The following is an 18710-nucleotide window of genomic DNA, read 5'->3' on the forward strand; positions in this document are numbered from 1 at the left end:
ACAATGAATATATATAAACTAAATTATTAAGCAATGAAAAAGAGTTTAACATTTATCTTTGCAGCAGCACTTTTGGTATCTTGCCAGCAGGAAGAGAACGAAACGCTGACACCTGCCAACAGTCGTATTACTATCTCGCCTGTTATCACACGCGCTACCGAAGTTAACTTTGAGACCGGAGATAAAATTGGCGTTACAATCATCCAAAACGATGACTTCGTATATGCGGAAAATAAACAGATGACATTCAATGACGGAGTATTTGCAGGTGACTTGCTTTGGTATCCGGAAGGAAATGACAAATCGCAGATAGTAGCATACTATCCTTATAGAGAAGGTAATACTCCTACTTCTTTTTCTGTAGAAGCCGATCAGACCACCGGATATGGGGCATCAGACCTTATGGCAGCAAGCAATAAAGATGTACTTCCTACTGTAAATACTATAACAATGAACTTTAAGCATCTGCTTACCAAACTGGTCATTAATGTAACAAAGGAAGTAGAAGCCAACATAACATCCATTGCATTGAAAGGCTCTATCCCGACTGCAACTCTTGATCTGGCTGCCCTTACAGTTACTGCTGACGCGAATGTCGCAGCTACAAACATTACGGCACAGGTTGTTGAAGCGAACAAAACTTACCGCGCCCTCATCGTTCCCCAAACGGTAGCTTTGACGCTCGAAGTAGCAACTTCTGATGGCAAGACCTTGTCGCAGAAACTCACATCTACTACTTTAGCGCAAGGAGGACAATACAGCGTAAACATCCGTGTATTGCCTGACGATATAGAGGTTAAACTTATCGGTGACATCGAAAACTGGACAGATGAAGGTGAAATCGGAGCAGACAATGAGATTCCTTTCGAAGAACATCTCGATGAGAACTATTTCTTATACGATAATGTAAAATATAACACGGTAACTTTGGCAAACGGTACTACGTGGATGGCTGAACCGCTTATCTATCTTCCGAAAGGATATACTCCTTCTACCGATCCTACTGCTGATAGCCATGTTTGGTACCCGTATGAAATCAAAGCTGACGGTGCAACCGTAGCCACAACAGAGGAAAGTGCTATCAAAGAATTAGGTTATCTATATGATTTCCAAGTTGCACTGGGCGGTAAGGAAATTACTGAAAGTAATCTGAACTCTTTTGAAGGAGCGCAAGGTATTTGTCCGAAAGGTTGGCACATACCAACACGTCTGGAATACTTTAATCTGGTAGGAAAAACAACGAATGATGTCGACGGCAAGGTACCGGCTGATGGTGATAAAGCTCTTTTCTATGATGCAGTTTATGACGGCGCCAAAATATCATCACTGAATAATGCAGGATTCAATTACCAATTCTCCGGCGTTCGTATGGCAACAAGCCTTACAGGTGCCGGCAGCTATCAAAAAACGGCAATAGCAGAAGATGCCAATATTCAAACTGCATGGCACGGAAAACCGGCAATGAATTATCTTATGACTTCGACTGCCTTCAAGCCCGTATACAATAGCACCAGCGGACTACTTACCAATATACAGTTCTTTGGATTAATGAGTACAATCAATGCAAAGTATTCGGAAGGCAGATTATCATTATCTTATGTCAGCATTAAAGCCGGTATGCAACTCCGTTGCGTAAGGGATCAAGCTGCCAACTAAAGGAGTAGTATTTGTTTCAAGCATGGTTGAAACTCCCCGCCCGTAAGGCGAACTATTAAAAGCTATAAACAAACGAAAAACAGATTACAAACTATATAAAAACGAAGCAATAACAATGAAAACAAAAAAGCTAACAATCGCAATTGCCCTTATGGCAATGACTTTTATCGGAACTTCATGTGGTAACAAACAACAGAAAAGCGCATCAGAAGCGACTACAGAACAGTCTGCATCTTCCGCTTTGGAAATTGATTCTCTCCTTGCCAATGCCGAAAACCTTGCAGGACAAGAAGTAACTATTGAAGGCGTTTGCACACATACCTGCAAACATGGTGCAAAGAAAATCTTCCTGATGGGCAGTGACGATACCCAAGTGATCCGTGTAGAAGCCGGAACATTGGGAGCCTTCGACCCTAAATGCGTGAACTCTATCGTCCGTGTTACCGGAACATTGAAAGAACAACGCATCGACGAAGCCTACCTCCAAAACTGGGAAGCACAACTCAAAGCACAAGCTGCCGAAAAACACGGAACCGGTGAAGCCGGATGCGACTCTGAAAAGAAAGCGCGTGGCGAAACAGCCAACAGTCCCGAAGCCCGCATCGCAGACTTCCGCGCAAAAATAGCCGACCGCAAAGCAGAAACAGGAAAAGAGTATTTATCTTTCTATTTTATGGAAGCCAACTCGTATGAAGTGGAGTAGTACTGTCCGTAAATGGAGTCGGCTCATACACCGTGACCTGTCATTTTTCTTTTCCGGAATGGTATTGATATATGCCATTTCCGGAATTGTAATGAATCACCGTGACACGATTAATCCGAACTTCTCCATCACACGGAAAGAATATAAAATAGCGGAAAAGCTACCGGACAAAGCAGGAATGAGTAAAGAGAAAGTACTTACTCTACTGGAACCGTTGGGAGAAACCGGCAACTATACCAAATTTTACTTCCCGAAAACGGACGTAATGAAAGTCTTCCTGAAAGGCGGTTCCAGCCTTCTGGTAAACGTGAAGACAGGAGAAGCGGTATATGAATCCGTCACCCGTCGCCCGCTTATCGGAGCGATGTCCCGTTTACATTACAATCCGGGACAATGGTGGACTTACTTCGCGGATATTTTCGCTATCGCCCTTATTATCATTACTCTTTCCGGCATTATCATGCTGAAAGGGAACAAGGGCATTATCGGCAGAGGAGGAATAGAACTAATAGTCGGAATCTTGATTCCCATTCTTTTCCTTTTCTTCTTTTGAATCGAAATAACAGATAAAATCAAATGGAACAAATTATCGAATGTAACAACCTGACGCACTACTACGGTAAACGGTTGATTTACGAAAACCTTAGTTTCACAGTGCCCAAAGGACGTATCCTGGGACTATTGGGAAAGAACGGTACGGGCAAAACCACCACTATCAATATCTTGAGCGGTTACCTGAAACCCCGTTCGGGAGAATGTCGCATCTTCGGACAGGAGATACAGACCATGGCACCGGCTCTGCGCCGCCATATCGGACTGCTCATCGAAGGTCATGTGCAATACCAATTCATGACCATCACCGAAATAGAAAAATTCTACGCAGCCTTCTACCCCGGCCAGTGGAAAAAAGAAGCGTACTACGAACTGATGAATAAATTGAAAGTAGCTACCGGACAGCGCATCTCACGTATGTCCTGCGGACAGCGCTCTCAAGTAGCTCTCGGACTGATTCTCGCACAAAACCCGGAACTTCTGGTACTGGACGACTTCTCGCTCGGACTCGATCCCGGCTACCGCCGCCTGTTTGTGGACTATCTCCGCGACTATGCCCGTTCGGAAGGTAAAACCGTCTTTCTGACCTCGCATATCATTCAGGATATGGAACGTCTCGTTGACGACTGCATTATTATGGACTACGGAAAGATACTGATTCAGAAACCAATCGCCGAATTACTGGAAAAAGGACGCCGCTACACCTTCACCATTCCCGAAGGTTACGAGCTTCCTGCATCGGATGATTTCTACCATCCTTCCATCATGCGGAACCAGTTGGAGACTTTCTCCTTCCTGCAACCGGCAGAAACAGAAGCCAAACTGAAATCAATGTCAGTGCCCTATACAGACTTGCACTGTGAGCAAGTCAATTTGGAAGATGCCTTTATCGGCCTCACCGGGAAATACTGATTAAATTAAGAATAAGAGTTGGCAACTCGTAACCCATAAATCATCATTCATAAATCATAAATCCTCAAGAATGTACGCTATATTTTATAAAGAATGGATAAAGACACGGTGGTATTTTCTGCTTGCCGTGCTCGCCACACTTGGTTTTACAGGCTACTGTATGCTCCGTATCAACCGGGTGGTAGAAATGAAAGGGGCTGCCCATGTATGGGAAGTCATGCTGCAACGGGATGTCATCTTCATTGATATGTTGCAATATATTCCTCTGATTGCCGGAATCCTGATGGCAATCGTGCAATTTGTCCCCGAGATGCAACGCAAATGTTTGAAACTGACCCTCCATCTGCCTTATCCGGAACTGAAAATGACGGGCAATATGTTACTCTCCGGACTCATACTGCTTCTTGTCTGCTTCGCTTCCAATTTCCTGTTGATGGAGATCTATCTGAACGGAATCCTTGCCCATGAGCTCAAAAACCACATACTGCTTACCGCTTTAACGTGGTATCTCGCCGGCATCTCCGGCTATCTGCTCGTCGCATGGATTTGCCTCGAACCGGCATGGAAACGCCGTATCCTGAATCTCATTATCGCAGTATTGTTACTCCGAATCTTCTTCCTGTCGCCTACGCCGGAAGCATACAACAAGTTTCTCCCTTATTTAGTGGTCTATACTTTGTTGACAGCCTCTTTCTCGTGGCTCTCTATCGTACGGTTCAAGGCCGGAAAACAGGATTAACCAATAAAAAAATTAAAGATTAAAAATTAAAAGATTGAGAAATGAGACGTTTCAGTACCATACTATTATATGTAACCATCGCTTTTCTGCTTCTTTGGCAGTTGCCTGGTGCTACAATTTCTTTGTCGTAAAGCCAGAAAAGACTCCCTTTACCCTGTATAGTTTCGTAATTGGCGATTTCGCAGATGGGACAAGAAGAAGGGAAAGGAACCGTGCGCCGCGACCTTGCAGGAAACATTTATTCGGAAGCTGCTTTCGACAGCATCCTGCCTATGTTTTATTTCCGTCAGTTGATGTCTGATGAGCGTTTTCCGGATACCATTCAAGGAATCGCAATGACTCCTAAAATGGTGCAGACAGAAAACTTCAACTTCCGCAGTGTGCCTTCGGATATAAACGCACCTTCTATCGGGCTTTACCCACTGATGGAATCTATGTCAGGACGTGTGGACCTGAAAATGCCGGATGACGTATTCCGTATCACCTCCAAAGGGATCGAATTTATCGACATGGCTACCAACAGCGTGAAGGAAGACAAAAGCCTTCAGTTTACCGAAGCTATGACTAAGAAGGATTTTCGTTTTCCGGCAACGGAAATCGTAGGAAATCCGACGGTGAAAAAGGAGTATGACGAAGGTTATCTTCTGTTGGATGCCGACCGTCGTCTGTTTCATCTGAAACAGGTGAAAGGACGCCCGTATGTCCGTGCCATCACCTTGCCTGAAGGCCTGACATTAGAACATCTGTATCTGACCGAGTTCAGAAATAAAAAGACGCTTGCTTTTATGACCGATGCCAACAACGCTTTCTATGTGTTGCAGAACCGGACGTATGAAATCGTAAAAACAGGAATCCCAGCATTTGATCCGGAAACGGATGCGCTCACCATCATCGGTAATATGTTCGACTGGACAGTCCGTGTGACAACTCCGGCTTCAGATAACTATTACGCATTGGACGCCAACGATTATTCGTTGATAAAGAAGTTGGAGAACGAATCGAACGTTCATTCCATGCCAGGTATTACGTTCACATCTTACACAGATAAATATGTAATGCCACGCTTCGAATAATGTTTCAATAATTGAATGTAACATGGGTGAGGGGTTATCAAAAGTCAATAAATTAAATGTGACTTTTGATAACCCCTCACTGTTTCCTTTCCACGCATTTAGAGAAAACAAAAGGATTTACAATTATTTCTTCAATAAGTATGTTTTTTCCCAGCAAAAGGTTTACCTTTGCCGACTCATCAACTATTTAAACCGCAATTGCTTCTGCATTATACTCAAACAAATACGGTAAAACGAAATAACTCAAACTAAAAACCGTATGAAAGTTTACCAAGCATTTGCTTTCCTAAGTATCTTCATCATATTGTTCTATAATTGTTCGCTCCCTGCTGATGACGAAGAAAAGGGAGATTTAAAAGGAGGAGACACTATCACACCCGAACTTCCTTGGGAAGGAGAGATGGACAAATTCACCATCAATTCTAAAGAAGGAATCCATCTAAATGATCCACAGGAAGACGCCGGAACAGCATATATCACCATTCCTTCTACCTCTGTAAAAAACACCCGTTGGGAATTTGGAGTTCACCTCACCTTCAACCCCTCCGCCAACAATTATGCACGATTTTATCTGACTTCTTCCTCAAACATTCTTTCCGGTAATTTAAACGGCTATTACATTCAGATTGGAGGAGCAAAAGATAATGTAGCTCTTTATCGCCAAAACGGAAACCAATCTAAACTACTGGCTTCGGGAAGAGAACTAATGAAAGGAAACTCTTCACCGAAACTATACATAAAAGTAGAATGTGACAATAACGGTTACTGGACTTTTTGGACACGGCTTGAATCCGAGAATGAATACGTAAAAGAAAAACAGATAAAAGATACCGATATACAGACTTCCCGCTACTGCGGTATATACTGCATTTACACCAAAACCCGTTGTAAAGGATTCACGTTCCATCACATACAGTTGTCTAATGACGTAGAAACGAACACATCACCCGACGAAACACCCGATAACCCCGATACGGACCTTCCAGATAATCCGGACACTCCCGAACTACCGAGAGATGTGAGAGGTATGCTTCTTTTCAATGAAATAATGTATAACAATGCCACTGATGGTGCAGAATATGTAGAAATCTATAATCCAACTGAACAGGCAGTCATTTTACCCGCACTTTATCTATATAAAATGCATGAAGACGGGACAATATACAATACTACTATCCTTCAAAATGAGAGTCCTTCTACTCCCCTAGCCATTCCTTCCAAAACTTATCTTTGTTTCACGAAATACTTCAACAGAGTTGTTCAGAAACATAAAGTTGGTGGAGAAAATATAATAATTATACCGAACTTCCCGGCACTGAACAATAATGGTGGGTATCTGGCACTTTCGAGTAGTAAAGAGACTGCACCAGGACATACTTTTGACACTTGTTGTTTTAGAGATGAAATGCACACCATTGACAAAATAACCGGCATTTCGCTTGAAAAGAAATCTCCGGAGTTGTCCTCGCTCAATAAAAACTGGCGTTCGTCCAAACACGCGACCGGAGGCACACCGGGAATAAAAAATAGGTAAGAGTATACATATCTATGATAAATTCCCTACTTTTGTAGACAAAGATAAACTAATTCGGATCATTCATCCTCAAACGAATTTAAATAGCAGATATGAGTCCAGCCGTTATATCTATCACTATTGTGGCATACTTTATAATCCTGTTCACTATCTCTTATATAGCAGGACGCAAAGCTGACAATGAAGGGTTCTTCGTAGGAAACCGTAAATCGGCATGGTATGTTGTTGCTTTTGCCATGATTGGTTCCACCATTTCGGGAGTTACTTTTGTATCTGTTCCGGGCATGGTACAAGCCAGTAGTTTCTCTTATCTGCAAATGGTACTCGGCTTTATAGTCGGACAGTTTATTATCGCCTTTGTGCTTGTTCCACTGTTCTATCGGATGAATCTGGTTTCTATCTATGAATATTTGGAGAACAGATTCGGAGCTTCATCCTATAAAACAGGAGCATGGTTCTTCTTTATCTCAAAGATGCTGGGAGCTGCCGTTCGACTATTTCTGGTATGCCTGACGCTGCAACTGCTGATCTTCGAGCCTTTCCATCTTCCTTTCCTGTTGAATGTCATGCTTACCGTATTTATAGTATGGCTCTATACTTTCCGGGGCGGAGTGAAATCATTGATTTGGACGGATGTATTGAAAACATTCTGCCTGGTAGTCTCTGTGGTACTATGTATCTATTATATAGCCTCCAACTTGCACCTCAACTTTAGCGGCCTGGCTACTACCATATCAGATAGTGACTTTTCCAAGACATTCTTTTTTGACGACGTGAACGACAAACGCTATTTCTTCAAACAGTTCCTGGCAGGAGTGTTCACTGTCATTGCCATGAACGGGCTCGACCAGGATATGATGCAACGCAATCTTAGTTGCAAGAATTTCCGGGATTCTCAAAAGAATATGATTACAAGCGGTATCTCACAATTCTTTGTCATTCTGCTTTTTCTGATGCTGGGAGTACTATTATATACGTTTACAGCACAACAAGGCATTGGGAATCCGGAAAAAAGCGACGAGTTGTTTCCGATGATTGCTACCGGAAATTATTTTCCCGGCATAGTCGGAATATTATTCATTATCGGACTGATAGCCTCCGCCTATTCTGCAGCGGGTTCTGCCTTGACGGCACTGACCACTTCCTTTACTGTAGATATTTTACATGCACAGAAAAAAGGAGAGGCGGCACTTAGCCAAATACGCAAACATGTACATATCGGTATGGCAGTTGTGATGGGAGCAGTCATTTTCGTATTCAATCTGCTGAACAACACCAATGTGATTGATGCGATTTACACATTGGCCAGTTATACGTATGGCCCTATCTTAGGACTGTTCGCTTTCGGCATCTTCACCAAGAAACAAGTTTATGATAAATATATTCCGTTGGTAGCTATCGCTTCTCCTATTCTTTGCTATATCCTGCAAAGAAATTCGGAAGCATGGCTCAACGGTTACCAAATTAGTTACGAGTTGTTGATAATCAATGCCCTGTTCACATTCCTTGGACTTTGTTTGTTCATCAAAAAACAAGACAAAGAAACATCTTACACAACTCATACTACAAAACAAGAAGTAAAATAATGAAAACAACAATCAACTGTTTTCTTCCTTTCAGCCGGTTGGAAGAAACTATGCAAACAGTTAAGGAGTTACGTGCATCGACGCTGGTAGACAAAATTTATTTATTAGCATCGCCAATTACCAATGTCTGTATTCCCGGATGCGAACTCATCTCTGTAGAGAAAATGCAGTCTACACAAGCGATGCGAGCTATTGCAGAACATTCTGATAAAACATATACCTTGCTCTATACCAAATACACTGCACTAAAAATAGGCATGTTCGCTCTTGAAAGAATGGTTCAAGTAATGGAAATGACCCAAGCTGGCATGGTATATGCAGACCATTACCAACAGATAGACGGTGTGCAAAAAACAGCTCCGGTCATTGATTACCAACCCGGTAGCCTGCGTGACGACTTCAATTTCGGCTCGGTTTTACTGTTCAATGCCAACGCATTCAAGGAAGTTATAGAAAATACGGAAGAGGAATATCAATATGCAGGCTTGTATGATTTGAGACTCAAAATATCCCAAAAGAGCAAACTGGTACATATCAACGAATATCTATATACCGAAGTAGAAAGTGACAAGCGGAAAAGCGGTGAGAAGCAGTTCGATTATGTAGACCCTAAAAACCGTCAGGTACAGATCGAAATGGAACAGGCATGCACCAACCATTTGAAGGAAATTGGCGGATATCTTTATCCTATCTTCCGTCCTGTAGACTTTTCTTCCCACACTTTTGAGTATGAAGCTTCTGTCATTATACCCGTACGCAACCGTATTCGTACAGTCAAAGATGCCGTACGCTCGGCACTGAACCAGCAAACGACCTTTCCGTTCAATGTCATTGTCATCGACAATCATTCGACAGACGGGACCAGTGAAGTTCTCCGTGAACTTAGTTCGAACAAGCGCCTGATTCACGTCATTCCCGAAAGAAATGACCTCGGTATAGGCGGATGTTGGAACATAGGTATCCATCACGAGAAATGTGGAAAGTTTGCCGTCCAACTTGATAGCGATGACGTGTATAAAGACGAACATAGCCTGCAAATCATCATTGATACTTTCTATAAACAGAAATGTGCAATGGTAATCGGCACTTATATGATGACTAACTTTGATATGCAGGAAATTGCCCCCGGCATCATCGATCATAAGGAATGGACGCCCGACAACGGACGAAATAATGCATTACGTATCAACGGTCTGGGAGCTCCCCGTGCATTCTACACGCCCATTCTTCGGGAAATCAAAGTCCCGAACACAAGCTATGGAGAAGATTATGCCCTTGGATTGAAAATTTCACACGATTATCAGATAGGCAGAATATACGACGTGATTTACCTTTGTCGCCGTTGGGAAGGCAACTCGGATGCTGCACTGCCTGTTGAGAAAATCAACCAGAATAATCTATATAAAGACCGGCTTCGTACGTGGGAATTGGAACAGCGCATCCTGCAACAAAAAACGACATTAGAGAAAATTCAGCAAAGTATCGAACAGTTATTCCAAAAGCAAACTCTTTCTTGGGAACTAGCCAAAGAAAATTACCAAGCACTGGAACAGTATCGGTCACGAACAAAAAAAATATCCAAATGGTTTGGTAACAATTGTTTAAGTGCGAAACTATTCTTTAATCCGAAACGTATTCTTTCGGCTACCGCACAGACAGATACTGCCTCCATTCACTCACGGCCTTGCTTCCTCTGCCAAACAAACCGACCGCAGGAACAAGAGTTCATCAGTTACAGGAATTATCAGATACTGGTTAATCCCTATCCCATATTTAAACACCACTTTACAATTGTAGATAAGGAACACAAGTCACAATCCATAGTCGGGCGTTTTAAAGATATGATAGAATTCACCGACATTATGGAAGAATACTTCCTTTTGTATAATGGACCGGAATGTGGAGCTTCCGCTCCCGATCATGCCCATTTTCAAGCTTGCAGTAAAGAGGAAAGTATGCAGGGATCATATTACGATCACATAGATTTAATAGATAACGACAAGGTGCGAATTAGTTATGAAGATTTCCCGTACAGTTTCATCAGGATTCAGGCGAAAAATAAGAAAACAATGTCGAAAACCTTTCATCTGATTTACGACATCTTAGCTGCCAATAATAACGGAAAAGAACCAATGATGAATATTCTTGCCTGGTATGGTTTGGAACGCACCAAAGAGGATTTTAGAGAGCGCTACGAAGAAGAATTTGAATCAGTGGCCGAACACCCTTACAATTGTATTATCTTCTTACGCAGCAAACATCGTCCTGACTGCTATTACGCAAAAGGAGACGAACAAATTCTCATCAGTCCTGCTATTGCTGAAATGAACGGCATATTCCCTATAGTACGTGAAGAGGATATGGAGAAACTGACTCCTGAAAAGGTATATGATATCTATCGGGAAGTATCGATATCTAAAGAAAAGCTACAAGAAATAATAGAACGCATTAAAGCCGCCTTATGACAGAGCCTCAAATAGCAGTTGGCATTCTTTCCGGGAAAGAGATTGAATTCTCTTTCCCGGAAAAATTTAATTCTTCTGTCGGAACGGAAATTTCCGGGACACAGAAAGTTATTTATCAGGATAGGAAGATTCATTGGCAAGGGAAAGAATATAATGAATTATCTTTCACTCCCCAACAAGGTGCACATGCTTTCTTTGAACTGAAAGATGTAACCATCGGAATCAACTTCCATTGGGAACGCAAAGAAGTCCAGAAATTCAAAGGGGAATTAAAGATTATCATCGAAGGAGAACAACTAACCGCCATCAATGTGATTTCCATTGAAGAATATCTTACCAGTGTAATTTCATCCGAAATGAGCGCAACAGCTTCTTTAGAGCTACTAAAGGCTCACGCCGTCATCTCCCGAAGCTGGTTACTCGAAAAAAATAAAGAATTAAGAATGAAGAATGAAGAATTTAAAAGAACTTTGCAAAAAGACAGCGCAGCCAATTCTTCATTCTTCATTCCTAATTCTTCATTTATTAAGTGGTATGACCATGAAGCACATAGAAATTTCGATGTATGTGCCGATGATCATTGCCAGCGTTATCAGGGAATTACACGAGCCTCAACACCACAAGCCATCGAAGCAGTCTCCGCCACGCGGGGGGAAGTGCTGATGTATAAAGGAGCGATTTGTGATGCCCGTTTCTCTAAATGTTGTGGCGGAGCTTTTGAAGAGTTCCAAAATTGTTGGGAAAACGTAAAGCATCCTTATCTAATCAGACAACGGGATAGCAAGACTGAAAAACAACTTCCCGATTTGAACATAGAGGCGGAAGCTGATAAATGGATACGTACCTCACCTGTTGCTTTTTGTAATACGCAGGATAAGAAAATTCTAAGCCAAGTACTAAACAACTACGATCAGGAAACAGCAGACTTCTATCGTTGGAAAGTCAGTTATACCCAACAAGAACTTTCAACACTGATTCATCAACGTTCGGGAATTGACTTCGGACAAATTCTGGATTTAATTCCTATAGAACGGGGAACATCCGGACGTCTTGTCCGACTAAAGATTGTAGGAACCTTACAGACACTCATCATTGGAAAAGAGTTGGAAATACGCCGTACCTTATCTACTTCTCATCTGTATAGTTCCGCCTTCGTAGTAGACAAGGAATATGAGGAAAAAGGACATAAAGAGGATAAAATCCCTTCACGATTCATCCTTACCGGAGCCGGATGGGGGCATGGAGTAGGACTTTGCCAGATTGGTGCTGCCGTAATGGGAGAGCAAGGTTACAAATATGAAGAAATACTGTCTCACTATTACCCCGGCAGTACACTCGAAAAACAATATCAATAAAAAAGAATAATACCATGACAACACCCACTACAAAAAGAAATCCCTGGAGCTGGATACCCACCCTCTACTTCGCAGAAGGGCTGCCATACGTAGCGGTAATGACGATTGCTGTTATCATGTACAAGCGTTTGGGATTATCCAATACGGAAATAGCCTTATATACTTCCTGGCTCTATCTTCCCTGGACTATCAAACCGCTATGGAGTCCTTTCGTCGACCTGGTGAAAACGAAACGCGCCTGGATTATTGCCATGCAAGGTTTCATCGCTGCCGGATTTGCAGGGATAGCCTTCTTTATTCCGACGGCTCATTATGTACAGTTGACTCTTGCTTTTTTCTGGTTGTTGGCGTTCAGTTCCGCTACGCATGACATCGCTGCAGACGGTTTCTATATGCTCGGGCTCAATAATAAAGAACAATCTTTCTTTGTCGGTATTCGAAATACGTTTTATCGGCTTGCCAATATTTTCGGGCAGGGAATTCTAGTCATGCTGGCAGGATGGCTGGAAACATCACAGAACAATATTCCCTTAGCATGGAGTATTACATTCTACCTCCTTGCCGGATTATTTCTGACTCTTACTATCTATCATCGGCTTATCCTCCCCCATCCTGATTCGGACATTAAACGTCCCGGACTCACACCGGGTAAGTTGTTGGGAGATTTCCTCCTGACCTTTGTCACATTCTTTCAGAAAAAGAACCTCGGTCTCATGTTCTTTTTCCTCCTCACCTACCGGTTGGGAGAATCACAGTTAGCCAAAATAGCTTCTCCTTTCCTGCTCGACACGACCGATAAAGGTGGACTGGGTTTATCCACAGCAACTGTCGGAATGATCTACGGCACGATAGGTGTCATAGCTTTATTGCTCGGTGGAATCATTAGTGGTTTCCTCGTTTCCCGTGACGGATTCAAGAAATGGATATTACCCATGGCATTAGCATCAACATTCCCGATCTATTATATGTATGGATGGCTGCCGCCACCCCGGACAATCCTATATTTATAGCCATTTGTGTAGCGATCGAACAGTTGGGGTATGGTTTCGGTTTTACCGCTTATATGCTATATCTGATTTATATAGCAGAAGGTGAACACAAAACGGCGCACTATGCTATCGGAACCGGATTTATGGCACTAGGCATGATGATTCCCGGTATGCCTGCCGGATGGATACAGGAACATCTCGGATACACAAACTTCTTTATCTGGGTTTGTATTTGTACCCTACCCGGTATCGTCGCCTCATTAATGATTCGCAACCGACTGGAGGATTCTTTCGGAAAGAAACAATAAAAAACTCAAAGATATGATACTCATTGCAGATAGTGGTTCTACAAAAACCGACTGGTGCATCGTTTTCAACGACACCCCAATCAAACGAATGGGAACGAAGGGAATTAATCCCTTCTTCCAATCAGAAGAAGAAATTCAACAAGAGCTGACACATTCCCTTCTGCCACAACTACCGGAAGGAACGATCAACTCCGTCTTTTTTTATGGTGCAGGCTGCACTCCCGAAAAGGCTCCCGTCCTCCGGCGGGCCATCGCCGACAGCCTGCCTGTCATCGGAAATATCAAAGCCAACTCGGATATGCTTGCCGCTGCCCGCGGACTATGCGGACATGAAGCAGGGATTGCCTGCATCCTCGGCACAGGTTCCAATTCCTGTTTCTACAACGGTGAAGAGATTGTCAACAACATCTCCCCTCTTGGATTCATCCTGGGAGATGAAGGAAGCGGCGCAGTCTTAGGAAAACTACTGGTAGGCGATGTACTGAAAAACCAGCTTCCACCCGCCATCAAAGAAGCTTTCTTAAAACAGTTCGACCTGACGGCCCCCGAAATCATCGACCGCGTTTACCGCCAACCCTTTCCGAACCGTTTTCTGGCTAGTCTCTCCCCTTTCCTTGCACAGCACTTGGAAGAACCGGCTATCCGTTCACTAGTACTCAACAGCTTTATCGCTTTTCTCCGCAGAAACGTGATGCAATATGATTATAAGCAATATCCAGTACATTTTATTGGTTCCGTAGCTCACTGTTACAAGGAGATTTTGCAGGAGGCTGCGCAAACAACAGGTATTCAGATCGGTAAGATTCTTCAAAGTCCGATGGAAGGGCTGATTCAATACCATCAACAATAATTCTTTTACCTATTGTAATTTATAACCAGTAATTATAAAAATGCAGATAACCGAACAACCGTCCTTTTACGATCATCTGGAAAAGAAATCTGTGCGAGAGATCTTAGAAGATATCAACCAGGAAGATCAGAAAGTAGCGTTAGCCGTACAAAAGGCTATTCCACAAATTGAAGAGCTTGTCAATCAGATTGTACCCCGCATGAAACAAGGCGGACGCATCTTTTATATGGGGGCCGGCACAAGCGGTCGCCTGGGAGTATTGGATGCTTCCGAAATCCCTCCTACTTTCGGAATGTCTCCCAACTGGATTATCGGACTGATTGCAGGAGCGATACAGCCCTGCGCAATCCGGTAGAAGGAGCCGAAGATGATGAAAATCGAGGTTGGGAAGAACTCGTCGAACACCAGATCAACGAAAAAGACACCGTTATCGGCATTGCCGCTTCCGGCACTACCCCGTACGTAATCGGTGCTTTACGGGAAGCCCGTAAACACGGTGTCCTGACAGGTTGTATCACCAGTAATCCCGATTCTCCAATGGCAGCAGAAGCGGATGTCGCCATCGAAATGATTGTAGGGCCGGAATATGTGACAGGCAGTTCCCGGATGAAATCAGGCACCGGACAGAAAATGATTCTGAATATGATTAGTACGTCGGTGATGATTCAACTTGGACGGGTGAAAGGAAATAAGATGGTAAATATGCAGCTTAGTAATCATAAACTGGTAGAAAGAGGCACCAGGATGATTATGGAGGAACTAGGATTAAATCATGACCATGCACAAAAATTGTTACTGTTACATGGTTCGGTTAAGAATGCAATTGACGCTTACCGATATTCTCAAGATCATTAAAATCTCTACTTACTCTTGTTTAACCAACTTATATTATACGCATCACATACCAATCTTATTAATACGGAATATGACACATTAACCATCATTATTCATCCGACAGCCTCATAGATACAATACAAAAAGATTTTGAAACAAAATCAAAAACATTTATTGAACAAACCGGTTTGTTCACACTTCTTCATTTTATCTCCGAAGAAAAAACTTCAAGAAAAAGCAAATTGGTATCAACAGTATAAATAATTGAAACATACCCAAAGCCCGTTCTTATCAATACCAACTATCTTTGCATCGTGTCACAGTACAGACAAAAAATAAACCATTTTTGGAATTAAAGACACAAAGAAGATAATTTCATTAAATATAGTATTTATGAAGAAGGATATTTGCATCATTTTGAGCCTGCTGTTATATACTTTTCAATTACCAATTATCTACAAAGTAGAATATCCGGTTACAGTGAAACGTAAGATCAATGATTAACAACAAATTATTAAATATTGAAACCATGAAAAGATTATTTCTATTCTTCTACCTCTCTGTTATGAGTATAGCAGCATTTGCCGCTGAACAATTCGTAGTATTCACACCGACCGATAATCATTTTCCGTTGATATCCCAAGGAGTTCCTTGTCCGGTATATGTGGACCCTTCCGAAAACAAAGGGGTATTGATAGCTGTCGACAATCTCAGGCAAGACATCCTACAAATATGCGGAACGAAGCCCGAGTCGCTGACAAGCGCAAAAGCCAAGCGATGTGTCATTGTAGGTACCTATAATACTCCTTTTGTAAAAAAACTGATAGCTGCAAACAAAATAGATAAAAAAGAGCTGGAAGGGAAAAATGAGAAATATATCCTGCAAGTTGTCACTAATCCCTGTGAAGGAGTAGATGAAGCAGTGGTTATCATCGGCAGCGACAGACGCGGTACGATCTATGGTATCTATGAACTTTCCGAACAAATGGGGGTATCTCCCTGGTATTGGTGGGCAGACGTCCCTATCCGAAAGCAACAGAATGTATATGTAAAGCCGGGACAGTATACAGACGGAGAACCTGCGGTGACCTACCGCGGTATCTTCCTGAATGATGAAGCGCCCTGTCTGACTGGTTGGGTAAAACAAACCTACGGCACAAACTACGGTGACCACCGTTTTTATACACAAGTTTACGAACTGATATTACGCCTGAAAGGTAATTTTCTTTGGCCTGCCATGTGGAGTTGGGCTTTCTATGCAGACGACCCGGAGAATAGTAAGACTGCTGATGAAATGGGAGTCATTATCGGCACGTCCCACCACGAACCGATGGCACGCAACCATCAGGAATGGTCACGCAAGCGCAAAGAATATGGTGCATGGGATTATACAACTAACAAAAAAGTGATCGATCAGTTTTTCCGTGAAGGTATCGAACGGATGCAGGGCACAGAAGATATCGTAACCATCGGTATGCGCGGAGACGGTGACGCAGCCATGAGCGAAAACACCAACGTGAAACTACTGGAAGACATAGTAAAGAACCAACGCAGAATTATTGAAAAGGTGACTAAACGTCCTGCCAAAGAAACCCCGCAAGTCTGGGCACTATACAAAGAAGTACTGGATTACTATGATAAAGGTATGCGTGTGCCCGATGATGTTATCATGCTATTATGTGATGACAATTGGGGCAATGTATGCCGTCTGCCAAATGCCAAGGAACGTAAGCATCCGGGCGGTTGGGGCATGTATTACCATGTAGACTACGTAGGTGCTCCGAGAAACTCCAAATGGCTGAACGTAACCCCTATACAAAATATGTGGGAGCAACTTCAACTCACATACGATTACGGAGTAGAAAAGCTGTGGATACTGAATGTAGGCGATTTGAAACCAATGGAATATCCGATCACGCTCTTCATGGATATGGCATGGAATCCCAAGCAATTCAACGTCTCCAACTTGCTGGACCATCCCCGTCGTTTCTGCGCACAGCAGTTTGGCGAAGATCAAGCGGATGAAGCTATGCGAATCTTAAACCTGTACAGCAAATATAACGGTCGCGTAACGGGAGAAATGCTCGACCGGAATACTTATAACCTGGAGACCGGCGAATGGAAACAAGTATCTGATGAATATCTGAAACTGGAAGCGGAAGCTTTGAGACAATACATATCATTGAAATCAGAATATAAAGATGCCTACAAGCAATTAATCCTCTTCCCTGTTCAAGCCATGCAAACCTGTACGAGATGTATTATGCACAAGCCATGAACCATAAATTGTACAAAGAAAACAATCCGCAAACTAACGAATGGGCAGATAAAGTGGAACAGGCTTTTGCACGGGATAAAGCATTGAGTGACGATTATAACAATGTTATGTCCGGCGGTAAATGGAAGAACATGATGATTCAGAAACATATCGGTTATACCTCATGGAATGATAATTTCCCCGCTGATACACTACCACAAACCTACCGAATCAAGCATCCGGAAAAGGCTGTCGGCGGATACGTCTTCACCGGACAAGACGGATATGTAGCTATGGAAGCCGAACACTATTACAGCACTAAAGCAGCACCAAGTACGGAATGGACAGTGATCCCCTACATGGGACGAACCCTTAGCGGCATGGCTCTGATGCCTTATACCCAGCCGACCGACGGAGCTTCTATCTCCTACAAAATAAAATTGCCTAAAGGAGTCGACAAAGTGACTGTTCACGTGATAGTGAAATCGACTCTTGCTTTCCACGACCGGAAAGGACATGAGTACAGTATCGGATTCGAAGGGGCGAAGGAACAGACTATCAATTTCAATCAGAATTTGAATGAACTTCCCGAAAATGTGTATAGCATATACTATCCGACAGTTGCAAGACGTATCGTCGAGAAAAAGGTCAAACTGAATGTGCCGAATACATCAGACGGCATGCAGACACTAATTTTCAAACCTCTTGATCCGGGCATCGTGCTGGAAAAGTTGGTTGTAGACTACGGAGGCTACAAGAAATCTTATCTGTTTATGAATGAATCGAAAAGCAAGAGAGATAATAGATAAAAAGATCCATGTAGAAACAAGTCAATTACTACACACTGATTATATTTACATATAAATTTTGCAGTTCTTATTGTCAGCCGTCATTCCT

Annotated in this window: 10 protein-coding genes and 4 pseudogenes; all 14 read left to right on the forward strand. The window is 42.7% G+C overall.

What is annotated here, in order from left to right; genetic code table 11:
* Positions 1–33: 33 nt before the first annotated feature.
* The 14 genes and pseudogenes from DXA05_RS11880 to DXA05_RS11945 all read left to right on the forward strand — a co-directional run bounded on the left by DXA05_RS11880 (position 34) and on the right by DXA05_RS11945 (position 18622).
* Positions 34–1656: a fimbrillin family protein gene (locus DXA05_RS11880; RefSeq protein WP_118407379.1), complete on the forward strand. Its 1623-nt coding sequence runs from the start codon at positions 34–36 to the stop codon at positions 1654–1656.
* A gap of 115 nt (positions 1657–1771) precedes the next feature.
* Entirely contained in the window at positions 1772–2359 is a 588-nt protein-coding gene (locus DXA05_RS11885; protein ID WP_008642972.1) for a hypothetical protein, read from the forward strand.
* The gene (locus tag DXA05_RS11890; protein ID WP_087321566.1) at positions 2346–2912 is read left to right on the forward strand and encodes a PepSY-associated TM helix domain-containing protein; all 567 of its coding nucleotides are present in this window, start codon (positions 2346–2348) and stop codon (positions 2910–2912) included. Before DXA05_RS11885 ends, DXA05_RS11890 begins: the two co-directional genes overlap by 14 nt.
* A gap of 23 nt (positions 2913–2935) precedes the next feature.
* The gene (locus DXA05_RS11895; RefSeq protein ID WP_004314891.1) at positions 2936–3823 is read left to right on the forward strand and encodes an ABC transporter ATP-binding protein; all 888 of its coding nucleotides are present in this window, start codon (positions 2936–2938) and stop codon (positions 3821–3823) included.
* Positions 3824–3893: 70 nt separating this feature from the next.
* A complete protein-coding gene (locus DXA05_RS11900; RefSeq protein WP_015532263.1) occupies positions 3894–4562 on the forward strand; it encodes a hypothetical protein in 669 nt (222 codons plus the stop codon).
* Positions 4563–4603: 41 nt separating this feature from the next.
* Positions 4604–5635 (forward strand): annotated as a pseudogene (locus tag DXA05_RS11905) (DUF4857 domain-containing protein).
* Positions 5636–5894: 259 nt separating this feature from the next.
* Positions 5895–7169, forward strand: a complete 1275-nt coding sequence (locus DXA05_RS11910) for a hypothetical protein (protein WP_087317054.1) — start codon at positions 5895–5897, stop codon at positions 7167–7169.
* Positions 7170–7261: 92 nt separating this feature from the next.
* On the forward strand, positions 7262–8755 hold the full coding sequence (locus DXA05_RS11915) for a sodium:solute symporter (protein ID WP_128859178.1): 1494 nt from the start codon (positions 7262–7264) through the stop codon (positions 8753–8755).
* Positions 8755–11220, forward strand: a complete 2466-nt coding sequence (locus DXA05_RS11920; RefSeq protein WP_128859179.1) for a DUF4922 domain-containing protein — start codon at positions 8755–8757, stop codon at positions 11218–11220. The genes DXA05_RS11915 and DXA05_RS11920 overlap by 1 nt, the downstream gene beginning before the upstream one ends.
* The gene (locus tag DXA05_RS11925) at positions 11217–12575 is read left to right on the forward strand and encodes a SpoIID/LytB domain-containing protein (protein WP_128859180.1); all 1359 of its coding nucleotides are present in this window, start codon (positions 11217–11219) and stop codon (positions 12573–12575) included. Before DXA05_RS11920 ends, DXA05_RS11925 begins: the two co-directional genes overlap by 4 nt.
* A 14-nt stretch (positions 12576–12589) precedes the next feature.
* A pseudogene (locus DXA05_RS11930) lies at positions 12590–13872 on the forward strand (MFS transporter).
* Positions 13873–13885: 13 nt separating this feature from the next.
* On the forward strand, positions 13886–14722 hold the full coding sequence (locus DXA05_RS11935; RefSeq protein ID WP_008024377.1) for an ATPase: 837 nt from the start codon (positions 13886–13888) through the stop codon (positions 14720–14722).
* A 40-nt stretch (positions 14723–14762) separates the two neighbouring features.
* Positions 14763–15577, forward strand: a pseudogene (gene murQ / locus DXA05_RS11940) (N-acetylmuramic acid 6-phosphate etherase).
* Between the two features lie 508 nt (positions 15578–16085).
* Positions 16086–18622, forward strand: a pseudogene (locus tag DXA05_RS11945) (glycosyl hydrolase 115 family protein).
* Positions 18623–18710 lie beyond the last annotated feature (88 nt).

Origin of the sequence: Bacteroides sp. AM54-2NS, assembly GCF_003602935.1 — a bacterium.
GTDB lineage: Bacteria > Bacteroidota > Bacteroidia > Bacteroidales > Bacteroidaceae > Bacteroides > Bacteroides xylanisolvens.

What these genes read in the sequence shown, in the direction of transcription:
- DXA05_RS11900 (WP_015532263.1), top strand. Translation starts at nt 3,894, where the DNA reads ATGTACGCTATATTTTATAAAGAATGGATAAAGACACGGTGGTATTTT.
- DXA05_RS11890 (WP_087321566.1), top strand. Translation starts at nt 2,346, where the DNA reads ATGAAGTGGAGTAGTACTGTCCGTAAATGGAGTCGGCTCATACACCGT.
- DXA05_RS11915 (WP_128859178.1), top strand. Translation starts at nt 7,262, where the DNA reads ATGAGTCCAGCCGTTATATCTATCACTATTGTGGCATACTTTATAATC.
- DXA05_RS11885 (WP_008642972.1), top strand. Translation starts at nt 1,772, where the DNA reads ATGAAAACAAAAAAGCTAACAATCGCAATTGCCCTTATGGCAATGACT.
- DXA05_RS11910 (WP_087317054.1), top strand. Translation starts at nt 5,895, where the DNA reads ATGAAAGTTTACCAAGCATTTGCTTTCCTAAGTATCTTCATCATATTG.
- DXA05_RS11935 (WP_008024377.1), top strand. Translation starts at nt 13,886, where the DNA reads ATGATACTCATTGCAGATAGTGGTTCTACAAAAACCGACTGGTGCATC.
- DXA05_RS11925 (WP_128859180.1), top strand. Translation starts at nt 11,217, where the DNA reads ATGACAGAGCCTCAAATAGCAGTTGGCATTCTTTCCGGGAAAGAGATT.
- DXA05_RS11895 (WP_004314891.1), top strand. Translation starts at nt 2,936, where the DNA reads ATGGAACAAATTATCGAATGTAACAACCTGACGCACTACTACGGTAAA.
- DXA05_RS11920 (WP_128859179.1), top strand. Translation starts at nt 8,755, where the DNA reads ATGAAAACAACAATCAACTGTTTTCTTCCTTTCAGCCGGTTGGAAGAA.
- DXA05_RS11880 (WP_118407379.1), top strand. Translation starts at nt 34, where the DNA reads ATGAAAAAGAGTTTAACATTTATCTTTGCAGCAGCACTTTTGGTATCT.